The sequence below is a fragment of the Psychrobacillus insolitus genome (assembly GCF_003254155.1).
Classification (GTDB): Bacteria; Bacillota; Bacilli; order Bacillales_A; family Planococcaceae; genus Psychrobacillus; species Psychrobacillus insolitus.
This window is the reverse complement of record NZ_QKZI01000002.1, coordinates 300,204-318,663: the sequence shown is the minus strand read 5'-3', so window position 1 is coordinate 318,663 and position 18,460 is coordinate 300,204. Positions and strand designations below refer to the sequence as shown.

Genomic DNA, 18,460 nt, shown 5'->3' with positions numbered 1-18,460 from the left:
TTTTTAGTTTTACTATTTTTTTTGGGTAAATAGGGAATGAAGTTAATAAGCAAAGCGGGATGCTAAAGACTTATAGTAGAGGATACCCGACTACTAAGTAGTCGGGTATTCATAAGGAAAGATCAACCTTATAACACTAAGTTTGGTTTTTTACTTAAGCTATGGCGGCCTTCAACAAATCTTACTGTACCTGATTTCGCACGCATAACGATAGAATGCGTCGAACTGAAAGCACCTTTAAATTGTACTCCACGAAGAAGTTCTCCGTCTGTAACACCAGTTGCTGCAAAAATTGCATCATCGCCTTTTACTAGATCTTCCATACGTAAGATTTTGTTTACGTCTAGACCCATTTTGATACAACGTGCAAGCTCTGCTTCATCTTGTGGTACAAGTTTTCCTTGGATTTCTCCACCTAAACATTTTAAACCTACAGCTGCGATTACCCCTTCAGGTGCTCCACCCATACCGAATAAAATATCTACTCCTGTATCATCAAATGCTGTGTTAATAGCTCCTGCAACATCGCCATCTGTGATTAACTTAATGCGAGCTCCTGTAGCACGAATTTCATCGATAATTTGTTGATGACGAGGGCGGCCTAAAATTGTAGCCACTACATCTTCAATATTTTTATTTTTTGCACGTGCAACTGCTTTTAAATTGTCTAAAACAGATGCATTTATATCAACTTGACCTACAGATTCAGGGCCTACAGCTAGTTTCTCCATATACATATCTGGAGCATGAAGTAGATTTCCACGATCTGCAACTGCAAGTACTGCAAGTGCATTCCATCCACCTGCAGCAACGATATTTGTACCTTCTAAAGGATCCACTGCAATGTCAACTTCAGGTCCATCAGTTCCAAGACCAAGTTTTTCACCAATGTATAACATTGGTGCCTCGTCCATTTCACCTTCTCCAATAACTACAACACCTCGCATTGGGATTGTGTCAAATACCGTACGCATTGCAGTAGTTGCTGCGTCATCTGCTTCATTTTTCAATCCGCGTCCCATCCAGCGTGCTGATGCTATTGCTGCTGCTTCTGTTACACGAACTAACTCCATTGATAAACTACGTTCCATCTAATGTCTGCCCCCTGTTTTTACGTTTCTTATTATTCCGTACTGTGTTTCTTCCTGTATCATTGTAGCATATTTGTCCATTATGAATAGAAAAAATTTAGTCATTATTCACTTCTATTTCTTCGATCTGTACGCGTCTAATGTCCGCTCCGAGTCCTTGAAGTTTCTCAACAATTGAGCTATACCCACGTTCTATATGGTATATATCTTGGATTTCCGTTTCTCCATCTGCTATCAAACCTGCAATAACTAATGCTGCTCCAGCTCGTAAATCACTCGCACGAACGATTGCTGCTTCTAATTTTGTAGGACCATTGATAACAGCAGTACGTCCATCTACACGACCATTCGCACTCATTCTGCGAAGCTCATCAATTTGCTTAAACCTAGCAGAATAAATGGAGTCAGTAATAACAGAAGAACCAGTTGCTTGTGTCATTAGTACAGAGAAAGGCTGCTGTAAATCGGTTGGAAAACCTGGATATACAAGCGTTTTAACATCGACAGCTTGTATACTAGTTGTTTTAGGTATGAATATTTTTTCTTCAAATACTTCTACCTTTACACCCATTTCACGAAGCTTTGACGTTAATGCTTCCACATGAAATGGAATAACATTATCAATCGTAATACCGTCACCTGCAACTGCTGCCATAATCATAAATGTACCTGCCTCAATACGATCTGGAATGATTGTGTGCTTAGTACCATGTAATTCTTCTACACCATCAATTCGAATAACATTTGTACCTGCACCTTTGATCTTCGCACCCATATTGGATAATAATGTTGCAACATCAATAATTTCTGGCTCTTTTGCTGCATTTTCAATAATCGTTCTACCTTTTGCCTTTACTGCTGCAAGCATTATATTAATAGTTGCGCCAACACTTACTACGTCTAGATAAATTTTAGCTCCTGCTAATTCTTCTGCACGTAAATAAATGGCACCGTGCTCATTTGTTACTTTAGCTCCTAATGCTTCAAAGCCTTTAATATGCTGATCTATTGGACGTGGTCCTAAATGGCAACCACCTGGTAACCCGATAGCAGCCTTTTTGAATCTTCCTAAAAGGGCGCCCATTAAATAATATGAAGCACGAAGTTTTTTAATATTGCCATTTGGTAATGGCATATCTACTACGTTTGTCGGATCAATCGTCATTGTTCCATTTTCAAAAGTAACAATAGCCCCTACTTCTTCTAAAATTTCTTTCAATGTTAAAACATCCGATATTTCCGGTAGACCTTCAATTGTAACAGGAGAATCAGCCAATAAAGATGCAGGAATTAGTGCAACTGCGCTATTTTTGGCTCCACTCACTTTAATCGTCCCTTGAAGACGTTTTGCACCTCTTATTTTATAAACTTCCATATGTTTCTCCTTCGTCTTGTTACTCGCTTTTACGATTGTTCCAATCCGTTAGAAATCCTTCAATGCCTTTATCCGTTAAAGGATGGTGGAATAGTTGTTTTAATACTTTAATCGGTGTTGTAGCTATATGTGCACCGTTTAGTGCAGCATCTGTAATATGTTGTGGATGTCTAATCGATGCAGCAATAATTTCTGTTTCGATGTTATGAATTTCAAAAATCTGCGCAATTTTAGCAATAAGTTCCATACCATCATGTCCAATATCATCTAAACGGCCAAGAAAAGGAGATACATATGTCGCTCCTGCACGCGCTGCTAATAATGCTTGGTTTGCACTAAAAATAAGCGTTACATTTGTTTTAATACCTTCAGAACGGAATACTGAACATGCTTTTAAACCTTCGGGAGTCATTGGTAGTTTCACAGTGATATTCGGAGCAATTGCAGCAAGCTCGCGTCCTTCTTTAATCATACCTTCTGCGTCTAATGCGATTACCTCTGCACTGACAGAACCATCAACTAAATCAGTAATTTCACGAAGACGATCATGAAAAGAAATATTTTCTTTCGCTACTAAGGATGGATTCGTTGTTACGCCTGACAAAATACCCCATGCGTGCGCTTCTTTTATTTCTTCAAAGTTAGCAGTATCTATAAAAAATTTCATATGATTATTATCCTCCTCAGGATGGAAAAATAGGAGAAGGTTCAAACTAAATTGAACGCTTCTTCTTTCTATTTAAGTTGCTATCTTATGCTTTGTTTGAACTTCCAAATATGCGCATTTTACCAATTACTGTTGCTTTAATCGCGTCACGTGCTGGTGTCAGGTATTTACGTGGATCGTATTGTTCTTGATGTTCATCTAAATATGCACGAATTGCTCTTGTTGCAGAGATTTGACTTTCAGTATTGACGTTAATTTTTGCTGTCCCAAGAGAAATAGAACGCTCGATATCATGTGTCGGAATTCCAGTACCACCATGTAATACTAGCGGTAAATCTGCAAGCCCTGCAATCTCTTCCATTTCTTTAAACCCTAAGTTTGGTTCACCTTTGTATGGACCGTGAACGGAACCTAATGCTGGTGCTAAGCAATCGATCGCTGTACGTTTTACTAATTCTGCACATTCAACTGGATCTGCATAAATTACACCTTCAGCTATAACATCGTCTTCTTGTCCACCAACTGTTCCTAATTCAGCTTCTACTGAAACATTACGTGCATGTGCATATTCCACTACTTTAGAAGTAACTTCCACATTCTCTTCAAATGCGTGGTGGGAAGCGTCAATCATGACAGATGTGAAACCAGCGTCAATCGCCTCTTTACATTTTTCAAAGCTCGAGCCATGATCTAAGTGAATCGCAACTGGAACTGTTGTTTGATACGATTCCATTAATCCTTTTACCATATATACAACGGATATGAAACCACCCATATATTTTGCTGCACCTTCAGATACTCCTAAAATAACTGGAGATTTTTCTTCTTCTGCTGCTTGTAAAATAGCTTGAGTAAATTCAAGGTTATTAATATTAAATTGCCCTACTGCATAACCTTCTTTTTTTCCTTTTTCAAGCATTTCTTTCATTGATACTAAAGCCATTCAAATGGACCTCCTCTATTTACCTTTTATATTCATTTCTTTTCATACTTTTTCTATCTGGTTATTTGCTAGACGTGAGCTACCCAAGGCCAAATTACATTTTGCTAAAGTGAAGTTAAGCGTTCCTCATCATAAAGCGAAATTTGCTTGTCTTTGTTTAAACGACGTCCTCCAGTTTCTTTTCTAATCATAACAAAAACAGGCGATGTTTTCCACTGCCTGCTTATGACCTACTTATTTAATAAATCACGGACTGCATCTCTTACTTCAAATATATCAAAAGGTTTTATAAAATAGGCGACCGCTCCTAAATCCTTTGATTCTTGGATTAAATCTAACTCACCATATGCAGTCATCATCATCACTGGAGTATTCGACCATTCTTTTGTTAGCTTCCTTAAGATCTGAATTCCATCCATCCCTGGAATTTTCATGTCCAATAAAATACCGTCAATATTTTCCTTTTCAACAGTTGCTAACGCTTCCAATCCATTAGAAGCTAAACTTACTTTATATCCTTCTTGTAAAAACACCTCTTCTAAAAGCAATCTTATGCCTAACTGATCATCGACTATTAAGATATGTTTTACCATAACTTACTCCCCTTTTTTATATATCTTATTCTCTTTATATTCGCCATATATATCCACTTCACCTTTTTAAATTATCAGAAAATTTAATTATCTCCATATAATATTGAGTAAGTTGAGTATTTTGGTGTATTTATCTTTATTATATTTTAACATATTTTTTCCTTTTGATAATATTTTATTTATTTAAGTAAAAAAGTGTAAATTTATGATAAGAGGAGAAGACTCTCGAGTTCCACACAAACACTCTTGAGCTCCACAATCCCCTTCTAAAAATACAAAAATAGGTGAGAAAGTGACTATGTCACTTTCTCACCTATTCCTTTTCTTTTAACTTAAAGTTAAAGATTTGTTCTTATTCACCTACAGAAGCTTTGATGAATTCACGGAACAACGGTTGTGGACGTTGTGGACGTGATACGAATTCTGGGTGGAACTGAGAAGCTACGAAGAATGGGTGATCTGGAAGCTCGATGATTTCGATAAGACGACCATCTGGGCTTGTACCAGAGAACATAAATCCTGCTGCTTCAAATGCTTCACGGAATTCATTATTGAACTCGTAACGATGACGATGACGTTCGTACACTAGCTCTTCGCCATATGCTTGGTGCGCTTTAGAACCAGGAGTTAATTTACATGGGAAAAGTCCAAGACGAAGTGTTCCGCCTAAGTCTTCCACATCTTTTTGTTCTGGCAATAAATCGATGATTGCATGTTCTGTAGTTGGATCTAACTCTGTAGAATGAGCTCCTTCTAGTTTAAGAATTGAACGAGCAAATTCTATTGTAGCAAGTTGCATACCTAAACAAATACCTAGGAAAGGAACATTGTTTTCACGTGCAAATTTAGTAGCAGAGATTTTCCCTTCTACTCCGCGGTCTCCAAATCCACCAGGAACTATGATTCCGTCTACATCTGAAAGTATTTCTGCAACATTTGCATCATTTACTTCTTCTGCATTTACCCACTTCACTTCTACATCTGCATCGAATTGGAATCCAGCATGTTTCATTGCTTCTACAACTGAAATGTATGCATCTTGAAGTTCTACGTATTTACCAACTAAGCCAATACGAACTTTTTTCGATAATGATTTCACTTGGTCTACTAAAGCTTTCCAATCAGTCATATCTGCTGGTTTTGTATTTAATTTCAAATGATCTACAACAATTTGATCTAAATTTTGTGCTTGAAGATTTAATGGGATTTCGTATAGAGTGTCAGCGTCGATACACTCAATTACTTCTTCTGGTTTAAGATCACAGAAAAGCCCAATTTTATCTTTCATATCTTGAGGAACTGGCATTTCAGAACGTAGGACAATTACGTTTGGTTGAATACCTAGGCTGCGCAATTCTTTTACACTATGTTGTGTTGGTTTTGTTTTCATTTCACCTGCAGCTTTGATGAATGGAACTAGTGTACAGTGAATATACATAACATTGTCATTACCAACGTCACGTTTCATTTGACGAATTGTTTCTAGGAATGGAAGTGATTCGATATCGCCTACTGTTCCGCCAATTTCTGTAATTACGATATCTGCATTTGTTTCTTTTGCTGCCAAGAACAGTCGATCTTTAATTTCATTCGTAATATGTGGAATTACTTGAACTGTTCCACCATTGTAATCACCGCGACGTTCTTTTCTTAGAACAGAAGAATATACTTTTCCTGTTGTGATATTAGAGTATTTATTTAGGTTAATGTCGATAAAACGCTCATAGTGACCTAAATCTAAATCAGTTTCTGCTCCGTCATCTGTTACAAAAACTTCTCCGTGTTGATATGGACTCATCGTACCTGGGTCTAAGTTGATGTAAGGATCAAATTTTTGAATTGTTATGTTCAATCCTCTGTTTTTCAAAAGACGCCCAAGAGATGCAGCTGTAATTCCTTTACCAAGTGAAGATACAACCCCACCTGTTACAAATATAAATTTAGTCATTTTTGTGTTCCTCCTATATGTAATCAATTTCGCCTTGGCATATTTATATCCATATTCGACAGGCATTAATACGAATCTGGACAAGCCTATATAATAATAAAAAGCGCTCCGCCTGCTATATTGCAGGGGAGCGCGTATACACATGGATAATGTCTCTTCAAAAAGAGCCCAATAAAATCTTATAGCGGATTGGGAAAGAAGTCAAGAATTATTCTTCTTCCTCATCATCTTCATCGTCCAAATCTTCATCGATTTCAAATTCGTCTTCTTCTTCATCGATTATATCTTCTTCAACTACTTCATCGATTTCAACTCCAACTTCAACAAATCCAACTACTTCATCTTCGTCGTCGTCATCGTCGTCTTCTGCAAATTCATCAAATTCTTCTTCGAAAATAATTTCATCTTCTTCCATATCATCTAGATCATCAGAAGTTTTTGATTTCTTTTTACGAACTTTAACTGTAGGAGCTGATTCTTCTTCAATCTGTTCTACTGGATACCATTCTCTAAGACCCCATTGGTTTTCAGCAATTGCTAAAAAGCGGCCATCGATGTTCATATCTGTATAGAATTGCGGCTTACGTTCTGCCATTTCCTCATCTGTAAATTCATTTAGGGTTTGAATTTCTGTAAATAATTCACCTAGTGTTAAGGAATTCTTTTTATCTTCTAAAATCGCATATCCTAAATCTATAAACGATTCTTCTCGTAGTTGTGCTAAAGTCATTTTACGAAATTTCAATTCGTTGCACGTCCTTTCTGTGTCCGTTTGCATACATCCCATTATATACAAACATTTATGTAATATGCTACCTTCATTTACTCTTTTTGAAAAGGGATATGTTTGAACCAGCCAAACCGAATAAATAAATTGATAGTATCAACAATGGAATTGAGCCCAGTCTCTTATTATATAGGAAAAATGTTAGAAGTAGCAGTATTATAATGACCATTATGTGAATTGGTTTTTTCATGCTAGTGCTCCTTCTCAACATTTTAAGTTTATTATACAAAAAAAAAGAAAGAGTGTCTCGATTTTCCTCGAGACACTTAACTTTTACATATTTCTTCTGTACTGTCCACCAACCTCGTATAAAGCATTTGTAATTTGTCCAAGACTTGCTTTTTGAACAGTTGACATAAGCTCTTCAAAGATATTGCCGCCAGTTACCGCTACTTGTTTTAAACGATTAAGTGCTTCCTCTGTTTCAGTAGGGCTTTTAGCTTGGAAGTTTCGTAAATTGACGATTTGTGTGTCTTTTTCGTCTTTTGTAGCACGCGCTATTTCCATATTGTTAATATCCTCTTCTGTAGCAGGATTTGGATTTAAGTAAGTATTCACACCGATAATTGGTAGTTCACCAGTATGTTTTTTCATTTCATAAAACATCGATTCTTCTTGAATTTTACCTCGTTGGTATTGTGTTTCCATCGCACCAAGTACGCCGCCACGATCATTAATACGGTCAAATTCGGTTAATACTGCTTCTTCTACAAGGTTCGTTAACTCATCCACGATGAATGCACCTTGTAGTGGATTTTCATTTTTCGACAAACCATGCTCTTTTGTGATGATCATTTGAATCGCCATTGCTCGACGAACCGATTCTTCTGTTGGTGTTGTAATTGCTTCATCGTAAGCATTTGTGTGTAGAGAATTACAGTTATCTTGTAATGCCATCAATGCTTGTAGCGTTGTACGAATGTCATTGAAGTCAATTTCCTGTGCATGCAAGCTACGTCCAGATGTTTGAACATGGTACTTAAGCTTTTGACTGCGATCATTTGCGCCGTATTTATCACGCATTACTACTGCCCAAATTCGACGAGCTACGCGCCCGATCACTGTGTACTCTGGGTCCAATCCATTCGAGAAGAAGAACGATAAGTTTGGTGCAAAGTCATCAATGTTCATGCCACGACTTAAGTAATACTCGACAAAAGTGAAGCCATTTGAAAGAGTAAATGCAAGCTGTGAAATTGGGTTCGCACCTGCTTCCGCTATATGGTAGCCGGAAATGGAAACAGAATAATAGTTACGCACTTTTTTATCGATGAAATACTGTTGAATATCACCCATCATACGCAATGCAAATTCTGTAGAGAAAATACAAGTATTCTGTCCTTGATCTTCTTTCAAAATATCCGCTTGAACTGTGCCTCGAACTACTTGAAGCGTTGCATCTTTCACTTCCACATATTCTTCTAAAGTTAGTGTGCGTCCCAGTTCTACTTCCCGAATGCGAACTTGCTGATCAATTGCTGTATTCATGAACATTGCTAAAATAATTGGAGCAGGTCCATTAATCGTCATCGACACAGAAGTAGCTGGTGCGCATAAATCGAAGCCATCATATAACTTTTTCATGTCATCTAATGTACAAACACTTACACCTGATTCTCCAACTTTCCCATAAATATCCGGACGGTGATCTGGATCTTCTCCGTAAAGTGTTACTGAATCGAATGCAGTAGATAAACGTTTCGCATCATCATCTTTCGACAAATAATGGAACCGGCGATTCGTACGTTCTGGTGTTCCTTCTCCAGCAAATTGACGCTTTGGATCTTCTCCTTCACGTTTGAAAGGGAAAACTCCTGCTGTATATGGGAATGAACCTGGAACATTTTCTTTGTACACCCATTTTAAAATCTCGCCATAATCGACGAATGCAGGAAGTACCACTCGTGGTATTTTCAAACCAGATAAGCTTTCTGTGCGCAGAACGGTACGAATTTCTTTATCACGAACTTTTGTGACAAATTCATCTCCAGCGTATGCCTCTTTCAAAGCATCCCAGTTTTCTAATATACGCTTAGATTCAGCTGTTAATTCCTCCCGTACACCATTTACTAAAGACTCGAGTGATTGAACCAATACATCATTTGGAGCTTTTTCTTTTACTTCTTGAATTGCACCTTCTAGTTGGAATAATCGTCTTGCAAAAGCAACTTGTTCTTCTGATTTTTTATGATATCCACGAACAGTGTCTGTAATTTCACGAAGGTAATAGTAACGATCATTTGGAATGATGACATTTTGCTTCTGTGTTTTGACGAATTGATCGAAAGACGTTTCCCAATCAGATCCTGTTTTTTTATTCAACACTCCAACCAATGCCGCAAATAAAGAATTCGTTCCTTTATCATTGAATTGGCTAGCAATTGTTCCATAAACCGGCATCGTACCTATATCATCATGCCAAAGTTCACGGCTTCGTTGATACTGTTTTTGTACTTGACGAAGTGCATCTTCGGAACCTTTACGTTCGAATTTGTTGATAACAATTAAATCTGCATAGTCAATCATGTCGATTTTTTCCAATTGAGACGGCGCACCGAACTCACTTGTCATCACATACATGGAAACGTCTGATACATTAGCGATTTCAGCATCACCTTGCCCGATACCACTTGTTTCAACAATGATTAAATCAAAGCCAGCAACTTTCACTACATCTAGAACATCTGCAAGAGCTCCTGACAATTCTGTACGGGATCCACGAGTTGCTAAACTACGCATATATACGCGTTTGTTAAAGATTGCATTCATACGAATACGGTCTCCAAGTAAAGCTCCACCCGTTTTTTGTTTCGTTGGATCAATCGATAGAACGACTATTTTCTTATCCGGAAGTTCTTGAAGGAAGCGGCGAATTAATTCATCCGTTAACGAACTTTTTCCTGCTCCTCCAGTTCCTGTAATACCAAGCACTGGTGTACCTTTTGAAAGACTCTTTGCTTGCTCTAGCATGGATATCGCTTCAGGATCTTGTGTTTGATGCGCTTCTTCTGCAACCGTGATTAAATGTGCAAGCTGCGGAAGGTCTTCAGTAGTAACAGATGCAATTTCATCTATTGCTCCGGAAGATTGTGTTGGCACATCGCACTCTCTTAACATTTCATTGATCATCCCTTGAAGACCTAGTTTACGGCCGTCTTCAGGTGAGAAAATACCAGAAATCCCGTATTCTTGTAGTTCTTTTATTTCTCTTGGAATGATTACTCCACCGCCGCCGCCATATATTCGAATATGTGGCGCACCTCGTTCATCGAGTAAATCCTTCATATATTTAAAATACTCAACATGTCCACCTTGATAGGAAGATATTGCGATTCCTTGCACATCTTCTTGAATAGCGGCATTGACTACTTCTTCTACTGACCGGTTGTGTCCCAAGTGAATCACTTCTGCTCCACTTGCTTGTAAAATACGGCGCATAATATTAATTGATGCATCATGTCCGTCAAATAGACTTGATGCTGATACAAAACGAACGTGATTTGTTGGACGGTATACTTCTATCGTAGACATGTTGTTCCCCCTTAGTTTGTGTACATTTCTTTGTGCAGTGACTGGCACTTACCGCCCCATCCCTCTGAGTACGTATTCTAGTTGTAGTTCTGTAAATTGTTCGATTGTATATTCCTTGTGCAATGCCCATCTTCGGAATGCCCACATTTGTCCTTGGACGACTAGTGTATGGGCGTAAAGATGACATTGTTCTTTTGTTAGCTCAAGTTCCCCTGTTTGTTTGCAGCCAACAAGAATTTTCCGGAAAATATCAACCATTTCTAATTCTTTATTGAGTACATATTCAAGCGCACTTTTAGGTAAAGATTTTGTTTCTTGGTACATAACAACAAACTCATCTTCCATGCCATCTATTACCCCATAATAGTGGCGAATGGCTGTTGTTAAACCATCAATCGTTCCTTTTTCATGTGAAATTTCGACGAGCTTGTTATGTACCTCGTTGTAAATGCTATCGCATACAAAATAGAGCACATCTTCCTTCGTTCGAATGTATTCGTACAGTGTTCCAATACTGAATCCGGCTGCTTTAGCAATTTCTCTCGTAGTTGTTCGGTGGAAGCCTTTTTCTTTGAATAATGTAACTGCTGCACGAATTATTTGTTGACGTCTTTTTTCAATGAGGCTTTCATCCTTCACAGAGGTCGGGACTTCATGCTTCTTGTCCATAGACAACGTTTATTTTGTCAGCATGCGAGAAATAACAAGACGTTGAATTTCTTGTGTACCCTCGTAAATCTGAGTTATTTTCGCATCACGCATAAAGCGTTCTACTGGATAGTCTTTTGTATAGCCATAACCACCGAATACTTGTACTGCCTCTGTCGTCACCTTCATCGCTGTATCGCCTGCCATTAGTTTCGCCATCGCTGATTCTTTCCCGTAAGAAAGACCATTTGATTCAAGCCAAGCTGCTTGGTATGTTAACAAACGCGACGCTTCGATTGAAGTTGCCATATCTGCTAGTTTGAATGAAATTCCTTGGTTTGCTGTGATTGGCTTGCCAAATTGAACGCGCTCTTTTGCGTAATTCACGGATGCATCTAGCGCACCTTGTGCAATACCGACTGCTTGAGCAGCAATTCCGTTTCGCCCACCATCCAATGTTTTCATTGCAATGATAAACCCTTGTCCTTCTTCTCCAAGAAGGTTTTCTTTTGGAACGCGGCAATTATCGAAAATTATTTCTGTTGTTGGTGAAGAACGAATCCCCATTTTCTTTTCTTTCTTCCCTACTGAGAATCCTGGGAAGCCCGCTTCTATGATGAATGCACTTGTTCCTTTATGCTTCGATTCAGGATCCGTTACAGCAAAGACAACATAAGTGTCTGCAATACCACCGTTTGTAATGAAGATCTTCGAACCATTTAATACATATTCATCGCCATCTAATTTAGCATTCGTTCTCATGCCCCCAGCATCTGAACCTGCACCTGGCTCTGTTAAGCCATATCCACCAATTGCTTTACCTTCTGCCATTGGACGAAGATATTTTTGTTTTTGCTCTTCATTGCCATATTTGAAAATGGGCCATCCAGCAAGAGAAGTATGTGCAGAAAGTGTTACACCTATTGATGCATCTACGCGTGATAATTCTTCTACAGCTATACAATAGGCAAGATAGTCAGATCCAATTCCGCCGTATTCTTCTGGCCAAGGAATACCTGTTAGGCCTAGTTCTGCCATTTTATCGAAGATTCCACGGTCAAAACTTTCTTCTTCGTCACGCTCAGCTGCTGTTGGTGCTACTTCTTTTTCTGCAAATCCACGTACCATTTTACGAATCATTTCATGTTCTTCTGATAGTTGAAAATTCATCTATTATCCCGCCCTTTTTTAGTTTTAATTAGTTTCTACAAGCTGATTTTCGCTCCAATCAGCGAAACTTTCTACCTATATTAAATACTAGCTAAAGTTAATTTATTAGGTGTTTACTGATTACGATTCGTTGAATTTCACTTGTGCCTTCGTAGATTTCTGTCACTTTTGCATCACGGAAGTAGCGTTCTACTGGATAGTCTTCTGTATAGCCGTAGCCACCGAAAACTTGTACCGCTTCAATCGCAACATCTACTGCTGTTTTAGAAGCAAATAACTTGGCCATCGATGCTTCTTTTCCACAAGGAATTTTTTGTTGGTGCAAACTTGCTGCCCGGTAAACAAGTAGTCTTGCAGCTTCTACAGCCGTCCCCATATCTGCAAGCTTAAAGCCAATTCCTTGGTTTGCGGCAATTGGCTTACCAAATTGCACACGTTCTTTTGCATATCCCACAGCCGCTTCAAAAGCCGCTTCTGCAATTCCAAGTGCTTGCGTTGCAATACCAATGCGACCAGCGTTCAAGTTGGCCATTGCAATTTTGAATCCGTCGCCTTCTTCTCCTAGGAGGTTCGCTACAGGAATTTTCATATCTTCGAAGGTTAACTGAACCGTTCTAGACCCATGTAAGCCCATTTTCTTTTCATCTTTTCCGACGATAAAACCTGGTGTCTCCTTTTCAACGATGAAAGCAGATATCCCTTTTGAACCGAGGCTTGGATCCGTTGATGCAAAGACTATATTTACATCCGCTTCTCCACCATTTGTGATAAATACTTTCGAGCCGTTTAGCACATAATGATCATCTTTTTTAACTGCCTTTGTTTTTAATGATGCCGCATCTGAACCCGCAGATGGCTCAGTCAAACAAAATGCACCTAAGTATTCACCAGAAGCAAGTTTCGGAACATATTTGTTTTTCTGTACTTCATTGCCGAAATAAAGAATTGGATTTGTTCCAACAGATGTATGGACGGATAAAATAACTCCGACTACTGCGCTCATTTTGGAAAGTTCATTAATTGCAATGATATAACTTGTATAGTCCATTCCAGCCCCACCGTACTCTTCGGGAACTGTTATTCCCATTAAGCCAAGTTCGCCCATTTTCTTTATAATTTCTCGAGGAAATTCCCCTTGTTCCATTCGTTCAATAAATGGCTCAATTTCTGTTTTCGCAAAATCACGAACCATGTTACGCATCATTAATTGCTCTTCGTTGAATGTTAGTTCCATCATGTGCGCCTCCTCTATTACTCGTAAATATAGAAGCCTCGACCAGATTTTTTCCCTAACCAGCCTGCTTTTACGTACTTACGCAGTAACGGACATGGGCGGTATTTACTGTCACCAAAGCCTTCATGTAAAATCTCCATAATGTATAGACATGTATCTAACCCGATAAAGTCTGCTAGCTGGAGTGGTCCCATTGGGTGATTCATGCCTAGTTTCATCACATCATCGATTGCTTCTTTTGTTGCTACCCCTTCATAGAGGGTGTAAATTGCTTCGTTGATCATTGGCATTAGAATTCGATTGGAAACGAACCCTGGAAAATCATTTACTTCTACAGGTACTTTACTTAGCTTTTTAGTCATTTCTTCAATCGCTGTGTATACTTCATCTGATGTCGCTAAACCGCGGATGATTTCTACTAGCTTCATAACTGGTACTGGATTCATAAAGTGCATGCCAATTACTTGTTCTGGACGTTTTGTAACTGCTCCAATTTCAGTAATTGGTAGAGACGATGTGTTTGTTGCTAAAATCGTATGTTTTGGCGTAATTTCATCTAATTGTTTAAAAATAGATTGCTTGATTTCCATATTTTCTACAGCCGCTTCTATTACTAAATCCACGTCGCTTGCGTCTTCGATCGAAAGTGATTTCGTAATCTTATTTAAGACTGCTAGTTTTTCATCTTCTGTCATGCGGCCTTTTTCCACGTTACGTGATAGGTTTTTCGTAATTGTTTGGATTCCACGATCGTAGAATTGTTGTTCACGGTCGTTTAGTTTCACGTCAAATCCTGCTTGTGCACAAACTTGCGCAATACCTGCACCCATTTGTCCAGCACCGATTACCATTATTGTTTGGATTGTCATGCTTGTAGTCCTCCTGTTTTTGGAACCTCAATCATAATTGCATCACCTTGGCCACCACCGGAACATATAGAAGCTATTCCAATTCCTCCACCACGACGTTTTAACTCATAAGCTAATGTAAGGATGATACGTGCTCCGGATGCACCAATTGGATGCCCTAGTGCTACTGCTCCACCATTTACATTTACTTTTTCTTCGTCAAGTCCAGCAAGTTCACTACTTACTAATGCAACTGCTGCAAATGCTTCATTTATCTCAAATAGGTCAATGTCTTTCAGAGACTTCCCGGTTTTTTCTAGTAATTTGTTAATGACTAATCCTGGTGTTTGTGGGAAGTTTTCTGGTTCTATTGCTATTTCTGCATGTCCTAATATATAAGCAAGTGGCTCTTTTCCAAGCTCTTTTGCTTTTTCTTCATTCGTCAGTATCATTGCACAAGCACCATCGTTAATCCCAGGTGCATTTCCAGCTGTAATGGTTCCTTCGCTGCCAAATGCAGGTTTTAGCTGAGCCAGTGATGCAAGCGTTGTACCACGTCGTGGAGACTCGTCTTCTTTCACGCTCAGTAGATCCCCTTTGCGTTGTGGGATTTCTACTGCAATTATTTCTTCTGCAAAAATTCCATTATCAATTGATTTTAAAGCACGATCATGACTTCGGAATGACCAAGCATCTTGCTTTTCACGGCTTAACTCAAACTTTTCTGCCGTGGAGTTACCGTATGTTCCCATATGAACATGTAATGGATGAAATGAACAAGAAAGTCCGTCAGAGATCATTCCGTCTACGATTTGTGCATCTCCCATACGAAGTCCGAAACGTCCCTTTGGTAAATAATAAGGAGCATTCGACATCGATTCCATGCCACCTGCAACAATTATGTCCTCGTCTCCTAGTCGAATTAACTGGTCTGCAAGCGTTACACTACGCATCCCTGAAGCACACACTTTGTTAATCGTTTCTGTTTTTACAGACCAAGGAATCCCTGCCTTTGCTGCCGCTTGTCTAGATGGAATTTGCCCCTGCCCTGCTTGAAGTACCGTCCCCATGATTACTTCATCGACTTGATCAGCTGTAATCCCTGCACGAGTTAACGCTTCTTTAATCGCTACTCCACCAAGGTCTGAAGCCGTTAAACTACTTAAAGCTCCACCAAATTTCCCAAATGCCGTACGTGCCCCATCCAAAATTACTGTCTTCGTCAAAATAGCCACCCCTTTTTTGAAATCGTTTTCATAATGAATCAAATAAAAATTGACTGAACGCTCGCTCGACTTTGTTAGAAAGTAAAAGAGAGTGCTTCCACTCCCTTTTATTGTTATTTCTAGTTTACTAAACTAGCATTAATTTGGCAATACTGAATTATCTAATTATTGAATAATTTTCTCTACAATTACTTCTTCTTCTATTTCTTCCACTGGTGGGAGAACTTCTCCAAAGATAGAACGTTCAAGTAATTCAGCGATATCATAAGTACCTACTGTATCCTCTACTTCTTTTGCTTTTGTACCATCTGATAACATCGTTAAGCAGTATGGACATCCAGATGAAATAATTGTCGGATTCACTTCTAACGCTTGTTCTGTACGGGCCACATTGACACGATTCCCAACATGTTCTTCCATCCACATTAGTCCGCCACCTGCCCCGCAACACATTCCAGATTCGCGGTTACGATCCATTTCAACGAGTTTAACTCCTGGAATTGCTTTCAATACTTCACGAGGTGCATCATATACTTCGTTGTATCTACCCAAGTAACAAGAATCATGGAAAGTAATTGTTTCTTCCACTGCATATTGCGGTTTCAAGCGACCTGCTTGTACTAAATCGTACAACATTTCTGTATGATGAAGAACTTCCCCACTCCAACCGAAATCACTGTATTCATTTTTAAAGATATTATATGCATGCGGATCAATTGTTACGATTTTTGTTACGCCAGCTTTTTCAAATTCACTAATATTAGCAGTTGCTAACTCTTGGAATAAAAACTCATTCCCAAGACGACGTGGTGTGTCTCCTGAGTTCTTTTCTTTATTGCCTAGTATCGCAAATTTCACTCCAGCTTCGTTCATCAATTTTGCAAATGATAACGCTATTTTTTGTGAACGGCTATCAAATGACCCCATGGAACCAACCCAGAATAAGTATTCAAATTCTTCTGACGCCTTTGATACATCTTTTACTGTTGGAATATAAATATCTGGACGAACATCTCTCCAGTTTTCTTTTTCTTTGCGGTTAAGGCCCCATGGATTACCTTGGCGCTCGATATTAGTCATTGCGCGTTGTGCATCCGGGTTTACTTTCCCTTCCGTCATTACTAAGTAACGGCGAAGGTCAATAATTTTATCAACATGCTCATTCATTACTGGACATTGATCTTCACAGTTACGGCAAGTTGTACAAGCCCAAATTTCTTCTTCTGTGATTACGTCTCCAATTAGAGATGGGCTATAAATATCTGTAATTAATGCGCCTTCTGCTCCAGCAGCCATCGCAAGTTGGTTCCCTTTAGTACCTTGGAATGCTAATGCTGGTACCCAAGGTTTTTTCTTCGTTTCAACAGCTCCTGTGAATGTTAAATGATCACGAAGTTTCACGATTAAATCCATCGGAGATAACATTTTACCAGTTCCTGTTGCAGGACACATATTCGTACAGCGACCACATTCTACACATGCGTATAGATCGATCATTTGTGCTTGCGTAAAATCTTGAATACGACCTACACCAAATGAAGGTACTGTTTCTTCATCCGATTCCTCATCTTCTTCCTCTTCAAAATTGATCGGTTGAAGTTTGCCAACTTTGTCCAAACGGTGGAAGTAAACGTTTGCAGGACCAGTGATCAAATGGAAATGCTTTGATTGTGGAACATACACTAAGAATGTTAGTAAGATTATTAAATGCACCCACCACATAACATAGAAAACAGCGGCTGCAGCGACTTCAGGTAACCATCCGAAAATAGTAGCGAATGCTGATGCAACAGGTTCTGTCCAAGCCGCACTATGATCGTGCCAAATCATTCCCATACCATTACCGATCAAAACAGAAAGCATTAATCCACTTAGGAAAATTAGCACTAGACCATTTTTCCATCCGCGTTTTAAGCGAACTAATTTCTCTACATATCGGCGATAAAACGCCCATACAACTGCTACTAAAATAAGTAATGTGACAATTTCTTGGAAGAAAGTAAACGCTGGATATAATGGTCCAAGTGGTAAATGAGAACCTGGCGCTAAACCTTTCCAAATAAAATCAATTGCTCCAGCTTGAACAAGTAAGAAACCATAGAAGAACATAACGTGCATGATTCCACTTTTCTTGTCTTTTAATAGTTTCTTTTGTCCAAATACATAAACCCATATTTTGCCGAGCCTTTCTTTCATATTGTCTTCAAACTCAACTTTTTTCCCAAGTTTGATATATGCATACCTTGTTTTTAATAAATATGCGAACAAACCAACTCCATACAATAGGACTGCGAAAAACAGCACCCAGTTTGCGATTAATAATGGATTCATCTTATTTCTCCCCCTCTTGAGTTGTAAAATGACATTTTGAATAGAATACCATTTGTTTAGTAAATTAA

The 18,460-nt window shown here is 38.8% G+C and carries 14 protein-coding genes; all 14 read right to left on the bottom strand.

The window, feature by feature from the left end; all coding sequences use genetic code 11:
* Positions 1–128 precede the first annotated feature (128 nt).
* Entirely contained in the window at positions 129–1,091 is a 963-nt protein-coding gene (gene glpX / locus C7437_RS08810; RefSeq protein ID WP_111439305.1) for a class II fructose-bisphosphatase, read from the bottom strand.
* A gap of 97 nt (positions 1,092–1,188) precedes the next feature.
* On the bottom strand, positions 1,189–2,466 hold the full coding sequence (locus C7437_RS08805; RefSeq protein WP_111439304.1) for a UDP-N-acetylglucosamine 1-carboxyvinyltransferase: 1,278 nt from the start codon (positions 2,464–2,466) through the stop codon (positions 1,189–1,191).
* A 19-nt stretch (positions 2,467–2,485) separates the two neighbouring features.
* Positions 2,486–3,133, bottom strand: coding sequence for a fructose-6-phosphate aldolase (fsa, locus tag C7437_RS08800; protein ID WP_111439303.1), 648 nt, complete (start codon positions 3,131–3,133; stop codon positions 2,486–2,488).
* Between the two features lie 85 nt (positions 3,134–3,218).
* A complete protein-coding gene (locus C7437_RS08795) occupies positions 3,219–4,076 on the bottom strand; it encodes a class II fructose-bisphosphate aldolase (protein WP_111439302.1) in 858 nt (285 codons plus the stop codon).
* 230 nt (positions 4,077–4,306) lie between these two features.
* Positions 4,307–4,669 carry a response regulator gene (locus tag C7437_RS08790; protein WP_111439301.1) on the bottom strand — a complete coding sequence of 121 codons (363 nt, stop codon included), beginning with the start codon at positions 4,667–4,669 and terminating at the stop codon, positions 4,307–4,309.
* Between the two features lie 352 nt (positions 4,670–5,021).
* Entirely contained in the window at positions 5,022–6,617 is a 1,596-nt protein-coding gene (locus C7437_RS08785; RefSeq protein WP_111439300.1) for a CTP synthase, read from the bottom strand.
* A gap of 208 nt (positions 6,618–6,825) precedes the next feature.
* Positions 6,826–7,362 carry a DNA-directed RNA polymerase subunit delta gene (rpoE, locus tag C7437_RS08780; RefSeq protein ID WP_111439299.1) on the bottom strand — a complete coding sequence of 179 codons (537 nt, stop codon included), beginning with the start codon at positions 7,360–7,362 and terminating at the stop codon, positions 6,826–6,828.
* Positions 7,363–7,677: 315 nt separating this feature from the next.
* Positions 7,678–10,935, bottom strand: a complete 3,258-nt coding sequence (gene icmF / locus C7437_RS08775) for a fused isobutyryl-CoA mutase/GTPase IcmF (protein WP_111439298.1) — start codon at positions 10,933–10,935, stop codon at positions 7,678–7,680.
* Between the two features lie 48 nt (positions 10,936–10,983).
* Positions 10,984–11,604 carry a TetR/AcrR family transcriptional regulator gene (locus C7437_RS08770; protein ID WP_111439297.1) on the bottom strand — a complete coding sequence of 207 codons (621 nt, stop codon included), beginning with the start codon at positions 11,602–11,604 and terminating at the stop codon, positions 10,984–10,986.
* 9 nt (positions 11,605–11,613) lie between these two features.
* The gene (locus C7437_RS08765; protein ID WP_111439296.1) at positions 11,614–12,753 is read right to left on the bottom strand and encodes an acyl-CoA dehydrogenase; all 1,140 of its coding nucleotides are present in this window, start codon (positions 12,751–12,753) and stop codon (positions 11,614–11,616) included.
* A 97-nt stretch (positions 12,754–12,850) separates the two neighbouring features.
* The gene (locus C7437_RS08760) at positions 12,851–13,987 is read right to left on the bottom strand and encodes an acyl-CoA dehydrogenase (protein WP_111439295.1); all 1,137 of its coding nucleotides are present in this window, start codon (positions 13,985–13,987) and stop codon (positions 12,851–12,853) included.
* Between the two features lie 17 nt (positions 13,988–14,004).
* Positions 14,005–14,856 carry a 3-hydroxybutyryl-CoA dehydrogenase gene (locus C7437_RS08755; RefSeq protein WP_111439294.1) on the bottom strand — a complete coding sequence of 284 codons (852 nt, stop codon included), beginning with the start codon at positions 14,854–14,856 and terminating at the stop codon, positions 14,005–14,007.
* Positions 14,853–16,061: an acetyl-CoA C-acetyltransferase gene (locus C7437_RS08750; RefSeq protein ID WP_111439293.1), complete on the bottom strand. Its 1,209-nt coding sequence runs from the start codon at positions 16,059–16,061 to the stop codon at positions 14,853–14,855. Before C7437_RS08750 ends, C7437_RS08755 begins: the two co-directional genes overlap by 4 nt.
* 165 nt (positions 16,062–16,226) lie before the next feature.
* Positions 16,227–18,392, bottom strand: coding sequence for a (Fe-S)-binding protein (locus C7437_RS08745; RefSeq protein ID WP_111439292.1), 2,166 nt, complete (start codon positions 18,390–18,392; stop codon positions 16,227–16,229).
* Between the last annotated feature and the right edge of the window lie 68 nt (positions 18,393–18,460).

Coding starts and splice junctions, on each gene's coding strand:
- glpX (WP_111439305.1), bottom strand. CDS start 1,091: ATGGAACGTAGTTTATCAATGGAGTTAGTTCGTGTAACAGAAGCAGCA.
- C7437_RS08745 (WP_111439292.1), bottom strand. CDS start 18,392: ATGAATCCATTATTAATCGCAAACTGGGTGCTGTTTTTCGCAGTCCTA.
- fsa (WP_111439303.1), bottom strand. CDS start 3,133: ATGAAATTTTTTATAGATACTGCTAACTTTGAAGAAATAAAAGAAGCG.
- C7437_RS08785 (WP_111439300.1), bottom strand. CDS start 6,617: ATGACTAAATTTATATTTGTAACAGGTGGGGTTGTATCTTCACTTGGT.
- icmF (WP_111439298.1), bottom strand. CDS start 10,935: ATGTCTACGATAGAAGTATACCGTCCAACAAATCACGTTCGTTTTGTA.
- C7437_RS08765 (WP_111439296.1), bottom strand. CDS start 12,753: ATGAATTTTCAACTATCAGAAGAACATGAAATGATTCGTAAAATGGTA.
- C7437_RS08755 (WP_111439294.1), bottom strand. CDS start 14,856: ATGACAATCCAAACAATAATGGTAATCGGTGCTGGACAAATGGGTGCA.
- C7437_RS08760 (WP_111439295.1), bottom strand. CDS start 13,987: ATGGAACTAACATTCAACGAAGAGCAATTAATGATGCGTAACATGGTT.
- C7437_RS08795 (WP_111439302.1), bottom strand. CDS start 4,076: ATGGCTTTAGTATCAATGAAAGAAATGCTTGAAAAAGGAAAAAAAGAA.
- C7437_RS08805 (WP_111439304.1), bottom strand. CDS start 2,466: ATGGAAGTTTATAAAATAAGAGGTGCAAAACGTCTTCAAGGGACGATT.
- C7437_RS08770 (WP_111439297.1), bottom strand. CDS start 11,604: ATGGACAAGAAGCATGAAGTCCCGACCTCTGTGAAGGATGAAAGCCTC.
- C7437_RS08790 (WP_111439301.1), bottom strand. CDS start 4,669: ATGGTAAAACATATCTTAATAGTCGATGATCAGTTAGGCATAAGATTG.